9 protein-coding genes and 1 tRNA gene are annotated in these 10,904 nt (G+C 71.3%); 5 read left to right on the forward strand and 5 right to left on the reverse strand.

The annotated features are described in order from the left end of the window. Nucleotides 1-119: 119 nt before the first annotated feature. Together IE109_RS32390 and IE109_RS32395 are read right to left on the reverse strand one after the other, a co-directional pair. Entirely contained in the window at nucleotides 120-380 is a 261-nt protein-coding gene (locus tag IE109_RS32390; RefSeq protein ID WP_126886811.1) for a DUF3073 domain-containing protein, read from the reverse strand. Between the two features lie 314 nt (nucleotides 381-694). Continuing rightward, nucleotides 695-1,777, reverse strand: a complete 1,083-nt coding sequence (locus IE109_RS32395) for a Leu/Phe/Val dehydrogenase (protein WP_189554939.1) — start codon at nucleotides 1,775-1,777, stop codon at nucleotides 695-697. Nucleotides 1,778-1,931: 154 nt separating this feature from the next. Here IE109_RS32395 and IE109_RS32400 point away from each other — a divergent pair, with 154 nt between their 5' ends. After that, the gene (locus IE109_RS32400; protein WP_189554940.1) at nucleotides 1,932-2,777 is read left to right on the forward strand and encodes a DUF8083 family protein; all 846 of its coding nucleotides are present in this window, start codon (nucleotides 1,932-1,934) and stop codon (nucleotides 2,775-2,777) included. Nucleotides 2,778-3,350: 573 nt separating this feature from the next. Next, on the forward strand, nucleotides 3,351-3,557 hold the full coding sequence (gene bldC, locus IE109_RS32405) for a developmental transcriptional regulator BldC (protein WP_003949541.1): 207 nt from the start codon (nucleotides 3,351-3,353) through the stop codon (nucleotides 3,555-3,557). Between the two features lie 266 nt (nucleotides 3,558-3,823). Here bldC and IE109_RS32410 read toward each other — a convergent pair whose 3' ends face one another. The 3 genes from IE109_RS32410 to hrpA form a co-directional block, all read right to left on the reverse strand. After that, nucleotides 3,824-4,069: a DUF6274 family protein gene (locus IE109_RS32410; protein ID WP_189554941.1), complete on the reverse strand. Its 246-nt coding sequence runs from the start codon at nucleotides 4,067-4,069 to the stop codon at nucleotides 3,824-3,826. 130 nt (nucleotides 4,070-4,199) lie between these two features. Continuing rightward, nucleotides 4,200-4,273, reverse strand: a tRNA-Asp gene (locus IE109_RS32415). A 257-nt stretch (nucleotides 4,274-4,530) separates the two neighbouring features. Beyond that, on the reverse strand, nucleotides 4,531-8,505 hold the full coding sequence (hrpA, locus tag IE109_RS32420) for an ATP-dependent RNA helicase HrpA (RefSeq protein WP_189554942.1): 3,975 nt from the start codon (nucleotides 8,503-8,505) through the stop codon (nucleotides 4,531-4,533). Between the two features lie 106 nt (nucleotides 8,506-8,611). Here hrpA and IE109_RS33830 point away from each other — a divergent pair, with 106 nt between their 5' ends. The 3 genes from IE109_RS33830 (at nucleotide 8,612) to IE109_RS32435 (ending at nucleotide 10,681) form a co-directional block, all read left to right on the forward strand. After that, entirely contained in the window at nucleotides 8,612-9,091 is a 480-nt protein-coding gene (locus tag IE109_RS33830; protein WP_189554943.1) for a hypothetical protein, read from the forward strand. 61 nt (nucleotides 9,092-9,152) lie between these two features. Next, nucleotides 9,153-9,860 (forward strand): DsbA family protein, encoded by a 708-nt coding sequence (locus IE109_RS32430; protein WP_189554944.1) that lies wholly within the window; start codon nucleotides 9,153-9,155, stop codon nucleotides 9,858-9,860. Further along, nucleotides 9,857-10,681, forward strand: coding sequence for a cytochrome c biogenesis CcdA family protein (locus tag IE109_RS32435; RefSeq protein WP_189554945.1), 825 nt, complete (start codon nucleotides 9,857-9,859; stop codon nucleotides 10,679-10,681). Before IE109_RS32430 ends, IE109_RS32435 begins: the two co-directional genes overlap by 4 nt. The last annotated feature ends 223 nt before the right edge of the window (nucleotides 10,682-10,904 follow it).

The raw sequence follows: 10,904 nt of genomic DNA on the forward strand, positions 1-10,904 counted from the left end.
GATCACCGAGCGCGGCGACCACACCACCGGCGCGACCCTGACCGGCGACTACGCGGTCTGAGCAGCACAGAACCCGGTCCGGGGCGGGGCCCCGGACCGGGTCTGAGTGATGTCAGGCGTCAAGCACCGCGACGCTGTGACGACGGACCGGACTCCTCGTCCTCGTCATCGTCGTCGTTGTACAGCTCCGCATAGCGGGCGTACGGGTCGTCTTCCTCGTCGTCGTCCTCGAACGGCTCGCCATTCGGCGGCTGCGAGAGCGGTTGCGGAGTAGAAGCGCCCAGCTCACTGGCCAGACGCGACAGGTCTGTCCCGCCGCTGTTGTACTTCAGCTGGCGGGCGACCTTCGTCTGCTTGGCCTTGGCCCGGCCGCGCCCCATGGCTCGACCCCCTCGGTGACGGGGCTCGACGGCCCCAGAGTCTTGACACGCGTTCATGAGTCGGAACGGACTCTCCGCGGAGAGACCGGCCCGTAGGGCTTCAACGGTACCTGCTTCCGCGGCCATACGGTACGCCGCCCGCATGACGCGCCCCGGAACAGGACCGACGAGGAGCCCCGTCCTCGCTGGTCAGCTGCGATTTTAACCTCTTCTCGGCAGTCGACCCGCCGACCGGCGTGAGCCATGTCTCCCTGAGGGGGGACACGCCCCACGCGGCCGGCGGGTCGCTGCTGTCAACCACGGCTCGCCCGGTGCTACCCGCGGCGCGCCTCCGCCATGCGCTGCTCGGCGATCCGGTCGGCCGCCGCGGCCGGCGGAATCCCGTCTGCCTTCGCACGTGCGAATATTGCCAGCGTGGTGTCGAAGATCTTCGAAGCCTTCGCCTTGCACCGGTCGAAGTCGAATCCGTGCAGCTCGTCGGCCACCTGGATCACCCCACCGGCGTTGACGACGTAGTCGGGCGCGTAGAGGATGCCCCGGTCCTCGATGTCCTTCTCGACGCCCGGGTGCGCGAGCTGGTTGTTGGCCGCGCCGCACACCACCTTGGCGGTCAGCACGGGGACGGTGTCGTCGTTCAGCGCGCCGCCGAGGGCGCAGGGGGCGTAGACGTCCAGGCCCTCGGTGCGGATCAGCGCGTCGGTGTCCGCCACCACCGTGACCTGCGGGAACTTGTCGGTGATCCGGCGCACCGAATCCTCGCGCACATCCGTGATGACGACCTCGGCACCGTCCTCGAGGAGGTGCTCCACCAGGTAGTGGCCCACCTTGCCGACACCCGCGACGCCGACCTTGCGGCCACGCAGCGTCGGGTCGCCCCAGGCGTGCTGCGCGGAGGCGCGCATGCCCTGGAAGACGCCGTACGCGGTGAGGACGGAGGAGTCGCCGGCGCCGCCGTTCTCGGGGGAGCGGCCGGTGGTCCAGCGGTTCTCCCGGGCGACGACGTCCATGTCGGCCACATAGGTGCCGACGTCGCAGGCCGTCACGTACCGGCCGCCGAGGGAGGCCACGAACCGGCCGTAGGCCAGCAGCAGCTCCTCGGTCTTGATCAGCTCCGGGTCACCGATGATCACGGCCTTGCCGCCGCCGTGCTCCAGACCGGCCAGGGCGTTCTTGTACGACATGCCCCGGGACAGGTTCAGCGCGTCGGTGACGGCGTCTTCCTCGGAGGCGTACGGGTAGAAGCGGGTGCCGCCGAGGGCCGGGCCCAGGGCGGTCGAGTGGATGGCGATGACGGCCTTCAGGCCGGAGGCGCGGTCCTGGCACAGCACGACTTGTTCGTGGCCCCCCTGCTCCGATCGGAACAGGGTGTGCAGGACGCCGTCGGTCACATCGGTCACGGTGGTGACTCCCAAGTACGAAGCGGCGGATGAGGCCCTCCTGCGGGTGGGGGAGGACCTTGACGGCAAGAGAGTAAGTCCTACCTGCGCGTAGAGGAGAGCGAGTGCGGCGGATCACCCCCTCGCGGAGTACGGGCGTGGAAGGATTCGTGACATGCCAGCCGTCTCCTCGGTCCTCGTGCCGTACGCGTCCTACTTGCGGGTGTACGAACCGCTGGCGGCCTTCCCGGAGCCGGAGCGCGGCCACTGGGCCCGCTACGCGCGCCGCGGCACCTCCCCGACCGCGCAGGACGAGCTGCGCCGCTCGCTGGCCGACCTGCTGGCCACGCCGCCGGTCGCGGTGCCCGTGCACGAGAGCGCCGACGCCTTCGTACTGGAGGTGGACGGCGTGGTGTGCGTGTGCCCCTGGCGGACGCGGCTGCGCGGGTGGCTGGCCCTGGAGGACCTGCCGGGCACGCTGCCGCCCGCGGTGCTGGACGCCGCGCTGCCGCCGGTGGTGCGGGAGCAGGCGGAGGCGGACCACGAGCGGTGGCGGGAGCGGAACCCGGACGCCCGGCCGTGGATCCGCTCGGAGCTGTGGCAGGTCCCGGTGCGGTGGTTCGCCCTGTTCGCGGACGAGGAGCGGGAGTACGTCGCGTCCGGCGGCCCCGGCAAGGCGCCGGTGCTGCGCTACCGGACGCCGATGGTGCAGGCGCGGCGGCGGGTGGCGCGGGCGCTGAAGACGCTGCGCGAGGCGCTGGAGGAGGGCCCGCTGACCGAGGGCCTGGTGGACGTGGGGCGGTGGCTGGAGGAGTTCCACCCGCGCTCGCTGGTGGAGCTGGACTACGGGGGCCTGGTGCACGCCCTGGCGCGGGACTTCCTGGCCGACGACCGGTCCGCGGCGGACGTGGCGGCCGGCCTGGCGGCGCTGCGGGCCGGTGACGGTGCGGCGGCCGGGCAGGCGTACGAGCGGCTCACCGAGCGGTGGCGCGCGGTGCGGAACCTGCGGCACGCCAACTGAAATGATGATCTTGCGTCGGGGGCCGGTCACGGATCAGGTCCGTCCGGTCCGGGCGGGCACGACCGGCTATGGATCATGCGGCCGATCTGCCGCATGATCTCGCTGCGAGGACTCACCGGTGCGTCCGGGGGCCGTTGGTCCCGATCCGGGCCTTTGTGTCAAGGGTGACGGATAGCACTAACTGGGCTCTTGCGTCCATCGCCCGACCTCATGCCAAAATAGGACAAGGAGTCCGGGGAGGGCTCCTTCCGTCCGCGTATGGGCGGAAGGCTCGGCATTGCACGCTATGGGGGGTCTGTTGACTCCTGATCGCTCTGTGACTGATCGTCACTGTGACGTGACTGTCCGCTATGGCATGGTCCATCGGCTTCCGCCGCTGATGAACACCTGAGAGGGCAATTCCATCGGTTTGGCCGAACGTGGCTGGACAGATGGTGTAGTTGTAGTGCCGAGGACAAGCCGTTCGTCCTATAACCGACTCGGCTCGCGTCCGCCATTTCGGGCAACGCGGGTCAAGGTGCAGAATTTAGAGGAAAGAACCGAGAAGGTTCGGTTCTCCCGAGGAGGCCGCTCATGACCGCTCGCACCCCTGATGCCGAGCCGCTGCTGACCCCCGCTGAGGTTGCCACGATGTTCCGCGTGGACCCGAAGACGGTGACCCGCTGGGCAAAGGCGGGCAAGCTCACGTCCATCCGAACGCTCGGTGGACACCGCCGGTACCGCGAGGCAGAGGTCCGCGCACTGCTCGCGGGCATTCCGCAGCAGCGCAGCGAGGCCTGAACACCCTGATGAACCGGGCATTTCCGGGTCCCCCAACCCGGCGCGCCCACCCCTAGCTCCACCGGCCTGAGCCCGCCCCAACGGGCCCGTGTCATCGATCGCGCTGGACTCCGCCGGGTCCAGCGCGATCTTTTTGTGCGCCCGCGGCCGGCCCGCGCGGTGAGCGGCGGAGGGCCTCCCGGAGAGTGCAATTGCACATATTAAATCGGGTGGTTGTAGGGAGGGTGTAAGTTGAGGGGTTTTCAAAACTCATTTCGTGACTCGCGTCACACCGATCCGGGGTCGTCGTCCGGGTCCGCCGGCGCCTCCCGGGGCGCGTCCTCGGCGCTCCGGGAGGCGTCCTGTGTGCCCTCCCGGCCCTCGTCGGCCGTGTCCGGGTACTCCATGGCCAGCCGCTCCAGGCGGTGGCACACGGGGCAGTACCGGGTGATGTGGCGGTAGCCGGACGCGGCCGCCAGATGGGCGCGGAGCAGTGCGCGGGTCTCGTGCCTGGCTGTGGATGCCGCCGCCATGCGCGTCACCTCCGGTGAAGGGCCCCCGATTCCCTGCTGCTTGGGTACCGGTGGCAGATGACGGCGTCAAGGCGCATGACAGAAGGGCCCGTATCCCTGGGGGATACGGGCCCTTCTGTTTCTTCTGCTGCGATCCTGACGGGACTTGAACCCGCGACCTCCACCTTGACAGGGTGGCGAGCTAACCAACTGCTCCACAGGACCTTGACTTGCGGCCGACTGCGCGGCTGCGAAACACACTGTACAGCAGGTCAGACGGTCCGGTCGAACTCACGGAAGGCGACGGTCCCGACACGGCCCCGGCACGGCTTCGGCGCCCCGCCGACCCGGCTCCGGCGCGGCGCCGCACGGGCCCCTGCGGGCCGTCCGGGGGGGCCGGGGGGCCGGGGGCCGTCCCGGGAGCCCGAAGGGCCGAGGAGGACACGCGGGCCGCCGGGCAGCCCGGGTCCGGCGTCGCCTGCTCAGGGTGCCGCGGCGTCGATCGCCTTCACGATGCGCTTGTCGGAGACGGGGAACGCCGTGCCCAGCGCGTGGGCGAAGTAGCTGACCCTCAGCTCCTCGATCATCCAGCGGATGTCCAGGACCTCCTGCGGCACGGGCCGGCCCTTGGGCATCTGCTCCAGCAGCCAGGCGTACTCGTCCTGCATCTCGTGGACCTTCTCCATGCGCGTGGTGTCGCGCTGGACGGACGTGGGCATCTGCTGGAGCCGCCGGTCGACCGCCACCAGGTAGCGCATCAGGTCCGGCAGCCGCCGCAGCCCCGTCCGGGTCACGAAGCCGGGCGGTACGAGGGCCGCCAGCTGCTCCCGGACGTCCTGGACGTTGTTCACCAGCACCAGGCTGTTCGTGGCCTTCAGACGGCGCTCACAGGCCTGCCAGGCCGCCAGGATCTGCTGCACCTGGTCCACCGTGCGGATCGTCAGCTCGACCAGGTCGGCGCGGACCCTGTCGTACAGCTTCCGGAACGACTCCTCGTCCCACGCCGGGCCGCCGTGGTCGGCGATCAGCCGGTCGGCGGCGGCGGTCGCGCAGTCGTCGAACAGCGCCTGCACCGAGCCGTGCGGATTGCGGGAGAGGGCGAGCTTCTGCTGGTTCGTCAGCCGGTCGGAGGCGAACTTGGCCGGGTTCACCGGGATGTTCAGCATGATCAGCTTGCGGGTGCCGCGCCACATCGCCTGTGCCTGCTCGGCCTCCGTGTCGAAGAGCCGTACGGACACCGTGTCGCCGGCGTCGACGAGGGCGGGGTACGCCTTGACCGGCTGGCCGGCCCGGCGGGTCTCGAAGACCTTCGTGAGCGTGCCGATCGTCCAGTCCGTCAGGCCCGTGCGCTCCAGGGACTGCCCGGACCCCGAGGGGCCGGCCGTGGCGGCCTGGGCGGCCTTGGACAGCGCCTGACGCGCCTTCGGCCGCAGCTGGAGCTTCAGGGCCTCCAGGTCCTTGTCCTCGGCCAGCTTGCGCCGCCGCTCGTCGACGATCCGGAAGGTGATCTTCAGGTGGTCGGGCACCCGGGAGAGGTCGAAGTCGTCCGCGTCCACCGGCACGCCCACCATCCGCTGGAGCTCGCGGGCGAGCGTCACCGTCAGCGGCTCCTGGAGGGGTACCGCCCGCTCCAGGAACTTCCTGGCGTAGTCGGGCGCGGGGACGTAGTGGCGGCGGACCGGCTTCGGCAGGGAGCGGATCAGCTCCGTGACGACCTCCTCGCGCAGGCCCGGGATCTGCCAGTCGAAGCCCTCGTCCGTCACCTGGTTGAGCACCTGGAGCGGGATGTGGACGGTCACGCCGTCCGCGTCCGCGCCCGGCTCGAACTGGTACGTCACACGGAACTTGAGCGCGCCCTGCCGCCACGAGTCGGGATAGTCGGCCTTGGTGACCGCGCCCGCCTTCTCGTTGATGAGCATCTCGCGCTCGAAGTCGAGCAGGTCCGGCTCCTCGTGGCGCTTGTGCTTCCACCACGAGTCGAAGTGCGCGCCCGACACGACGTGCTCGGGCACCCGCCGGTCGTAGAAGTCGAACAGGGTCTCGTCGTCCACGAGGATGTCGCGGCGCCGGGCCCGGTGCTCCAGCTCCTCGACCTCGGTGAGCAGCTTTCGGTTGTCCGCGAAGAACTTGTGGTGCGTCCGCCAGTCGCCCTCCACGAGCGCGTTGCGGATGAACAGCTCCCGGCTGACCTCGGGGTCGATGCGCCCGTAGTTCACCTTGCGCTGGGCGACGATCGGCACGCCGTACAGCGTGACCTTCTCGTACGCCATCACCGCCGCCTGGTCCTTCTCCCAGTGCGGCTCGGAGTACGTGCGCTTCAGCAGGTGCCCGGCGAGCGGCTCGATCCACTCGGGCTCGATCTTCGCGTTGACCCGCGCCCACAGGCGCGAGGTCTCCACCAGCTCGGCGGACATGATGAAGCGCGGCGGCTTCTTGAACAGCGCGGAACCGGGGAAGACCGCGAACTTGGCCCCGCGGGCGCCCAGGTACTCGTTCTTCGCCGTGTTCTTCCCGCCCTCCCCCCCGGCGGTCTTGACGTCCTTCATCCCGATGTGGGACAGCAGACCGGCCAGCAGCGAGACATGGACGCGGTCGTCGGGGGCCGACAACTCCGCCGAGGGCTCCTCGACGTTGAGCCCCATCTGCTTGGCGACCGTGCGCAGCTGCGTGTAGATGTCCTGCCATTCGCGAATGCGCAGGTAGTTGAGGTACTCCGACTTGCACATCCGGCGGAAGGCCGAGGAGGACAGCGCCTTCTGCTGTTCGCGGATGTAGCGCCAGAGGTTCAGGAACGCCAGGAAGTCGGACGTCTCGTCCTTGAACCGGGCGTGCTGCTGGTCGGCCTGCGCCTGCTTCTCGGCCGGCCGCTCGCGCGGGTCCTGGATCGACAGCGCGGCGGCGATCACCATGACCTCGCGCACACAGCCGTTCTTGTCGGCCTCCAGCACCATCCGGGCAAGCCGCGGGTCCACCGGGAGCTGGGCCAGCTTGCGGCCCGCCTGGGTGAGGCGCTTCTTCGGGTCCTTCTGGGCCGGGTCGATCGCGCCCAGCTCCTGGAGGAGCTGCACGCCGTCGCGGATGTTGCGGTGGTCCGGCGGGTCGATGAAGGGGAACTTCTCGATGTCGCCGAGCCCGGCCGCCGTCATCTGGAGGATGACCGACGCCAGGTTGGTCCGCAGGATCTCGGCGTCGGTGAACTCGGGACGGGCGAGGAAGTCCTCCTCGTCGTACAGCCGGACGCAGATGCCGTCCGACGTACGGCCGCAGCGGCCCTTGCGCTGGTTGGCACTGGCCTGGCTGATCCGCTCGATCGGCAGGCGCTGCACCTTGGTGCGGTGGCTGTAGCGGGAGATGCGGGCGGTGCCGGGATCGATGACGTACTTGATGCCGGGGACCGTCAGGGACGTCTCGGCGACGTTCGTCGCGAGGACGATCCGGCGGCCGGAGTGGGCCTGGAAGACGCGGTGCTGCTCGGCGTGCGACAGGCGGGCGTAGAGGGGCAGGACCTCGGTGCCGCGCAGCTTCTTCTTGACCAGGGCGTCCGCCGTGTCGCGGATCTCGCGCTCACCGGAGAGGAAGACCAGGATGTCGCCCGGCCCCTCGGCCTGGAGCTCGTCGACGGCGTCGCAGATCGCGGTGATCTGGTCGCGGTCGGAGTCCTCGGAGTCCTCCTCCAGGAGCGGGCGGTAGCGCACCTCGACCGGGTACGTACGGCCGGAGACCTCGACGATCGGCGCGTCGCCGAAGTGACGGGAGAAGCGCTCGGGGTCGATGGTCGCGGAGGTGATCACGACCTTGAGGTCGGGGCGCTTGGGGAGCAGCTGGGCCAGGTAGCCGAGGAGGAAGTCGATGTTGAGGCTGCGCTCGTGGGCCTCGTCGATGATGATCGTGTCGTAGGCGCGCAGCTCGCGGTCCGTCTGGATCTCGGCCAGCAGGATGCCGTCCGTCATCAGCTTGACGAAGGTGGCGTCCGGGTTCACCTGGTCGGTGAAGCGGACCTTCCAGCCGACCGCCTCGCCCAGCGGCGTCCTCAGCTCGTCCGCGACGCGCTCGGCGACCGTGCGGGCGGCGATCCTCCTCGGCTGCGTATGGCCGATCATGCCCCGGACGCCGCGCCCCAGCTCCAGGCAGATCTTGGGGATCTGGGTGGTCTTGCCGGACCCCGTCTCACCCGCGACGATCACGACCTGGTGGTCGCGTATCGCCTCCAGGATGGTGTCCTTCTTCTGGCTGACCGGCAGCTGCTCGGGGTACGTGACGGCCGGCACCCGGGCCGCGCGCTCGGCGGTCCGGGCAGCTGCCTTCCCGGCCTCGGCGGCGATCTCGTCCAGCACGGCCTGCCGGGCTTCGGGCTTGCGGATGCGGCGGGCGCCTTCGAGACGGCGGCCGAGCCGGTGCGCGTCGCGCAGCGAGACCTCGGCCAGCAGGGTCTGGAGGTCGGCGAAGGAAGTAGACATACCTGACCCAGGATCTCACTCGGGGCGACGGAGTGGCGAACCGATTTCCCCGTACCATTTCCGGCGAGTCGAAGACCCCCGACGACCTCGGAAGGCGGTGCCCCCCGTGCCCTGTGCCGGCAGCCGGTGGTGCCGCGCCGCGGCCGCCGTGCTCGTGCTGGTGGCCACGCTGCTGGCCTGCGGCCCGCTCACGGGTGCGGTCGCGGGGCCGGGTTGGGCTGCGGGTGCGGTCGCGGGGCCGGGTTCGGAGCCCGGTTGGGGTTCGGGTGCGGGCTCCAAGCCCGGTTCGGGTGCCGGGTACGCCGGCGCCGAGGACGGCGCGGGACCGGGCCACTACGCCGATGGTGCCGGCGCGGGGTCCGGCCGGGTGCCCGGATGCGGGTCGTCCGACGACGAGGGCGGCCTGGCGCCCGCCGTACCGCCCCGCCCCTGCTCCCCGGGCGAGCTGCTGGCCGCCCTCCACGTCGCCCGTGCGGCGCCCGGCGCGTGGGGCCCGGACGGGACGGCCCCGCGGTACCGGCCGGACCGGGGCCCGCCGCCCCTCGCGGCGCCCTCCCCCCTGGACCTGTCGATCCTGCGCGTATAGCCGGCGCGCCACCCCCGCCCCGCCCAGCCGGTCATTTCCCCCTGCGCACAGGAGTCCCACCATGCCCAAGTCCACGTCCTACCTCATCGGCGCGGGTGTCGTCGCCGCGGCCGCGCTGCTCGGCGTCGTCTCGTACACCGCCACCAAGCCGGCCGGGCCCTCGCCGTCCGTCGTCGCCGGGTCGTCCGCCGAGCCGCGCGCCGGCGTCCATCCCGAGCTGGAGAAGTACGCCCGGCGCGACGCCAAGGACCCGCTCGCGGTCGGACGCGCCGACGCCCCCGTCGTACTGATCGAATACGCCGACTTCAAGTGCGGCTACTGCGGCAAGTTCGCCCGCGAGACCGAGCCGGAACTCATCGAGAAGTACGTCGGCGAGGGCACCCTGCGCATCGAGTGGCGCAACTTCCCGATCTTCGGCGAGGAGTCCGAGCGGGCGGCCCGCGCCGCCTGGGCCGCCGGGCGGCAGGGGCGGTTCTGGCAGTTCCACAAGGCCGCGTACGCGGAGGGCGCCAAGGAGCAGGGCTTCGGTGAGGAGCGGGTGACCGCCCTCGCGCGGACCGCGGGCGTGCCCGACCCGGACCGCTTCGGCCGCGACCTCGACAGTGCGGCGGCCCGGGAGGCGGTGGCCGCGGACCAGGAGCAGGCGTACGCGCTCGGCGCCACCTCCACGCCGTCGTTCCTGGTGAACGGCCGGCCGATCGCGGGCGCGCAGCCCATGGAGACGTTCACGGCCGCGATCGACGCCGCGAAGCGGGAGGCCGGGCGATGACGGACATCGGCTATCTGGCCGCCTTCCTCGGCGGGCTCCTCGCGCTCCTGAGCCCGTGCAGCGCCCTGCTGCTCCCCGCGTTCTTCGCGTACTCCATCGACACCCGCGCCCGGCTGGTCGCCCGCACCGGCGTCTTCTACGCCGGTCTCGCCACCACGCTCGTCCCGCTGGGCGCGGCCGGGTCCTACGCGGGGCGCCTCTTCTACGGACACCGCGACCTGCTGGTGGCCGTGGGCGGCTGGACGATCGTCGCGCTCGGCGTGGCGCAGATCCTGGGCCTCGGTTTCGCCTCGCGCCGGATCGCCGGGGTGAGCGGCCGGATCCGCCCCGTCTCGGCGCTCTCCGTGTACGCCCTGGGCCTGGTGTACGGGCTGGCCGGCTTCTGCGCGGGCCCGATCCTCGGGAGCGTGCTGACGGTGGCGGCGCTCAGCGGGAGCCCGGCGTACGGGGGCCTGCTGCTGGCCGTGTACGCCCTGGGGATGGCCGTGCCGCTGTTCGTCCTGGCGCTGTTCTGGGACCGCTACGACCTGGGGCGGCGCGGCTGGCTCCGGGGCCGCGTGCTGCGCGCGGGCCGCTTCGAGCTGCACAGCACGTCGCTGCTGTCGGGTCTGTTCTTCGTCGCGCTGGGCGCGCTCTTCCTCGCCTTCGACGGCACGACCGCCCTGCCGGGGCTGCTGCCCGTGGACGACTCGTACGCGGTGGAGGAGTGGGCCGCGAGCCTGGGCCGCGCGGTCCCGGACTGGGCCCTGCTCGTCGCGGTGGTCGCGGTGGTCGCCGTCACGCTGGGCGTGCGCGGCTGGCGGGGCCGCGAGCGGACCTGACGGGCACCTTCCCGGCGCCCCCGCCGCGCCCCCGCCGGCCAGGGGACGCCGGGGGCGCCGGGCGGTGCCCGGAGTGGACGGGTACGACGAAGGCCCCGTCCGGAGACGGGGCCTTCGTGGCGGTGGCTGGGGCCGGGGTCGAACCGGCGACCTTCCGCTTTTCAGGCCGTGACCGATGGTGGACGCGGTCAGTCACCCCTGATGTTCCAGTGCTGGGGAGGCT

The sequence above is a fragment of the Streptomyces lavendofoliae genome (assembly GCF_014649735.1).
Lineage (GTDB): Bacteria > Actinomycetota > Actinomycetes > Streptomycetales > Streptomycetaceae > Streptomyces > Streptomyces lavendofoliae.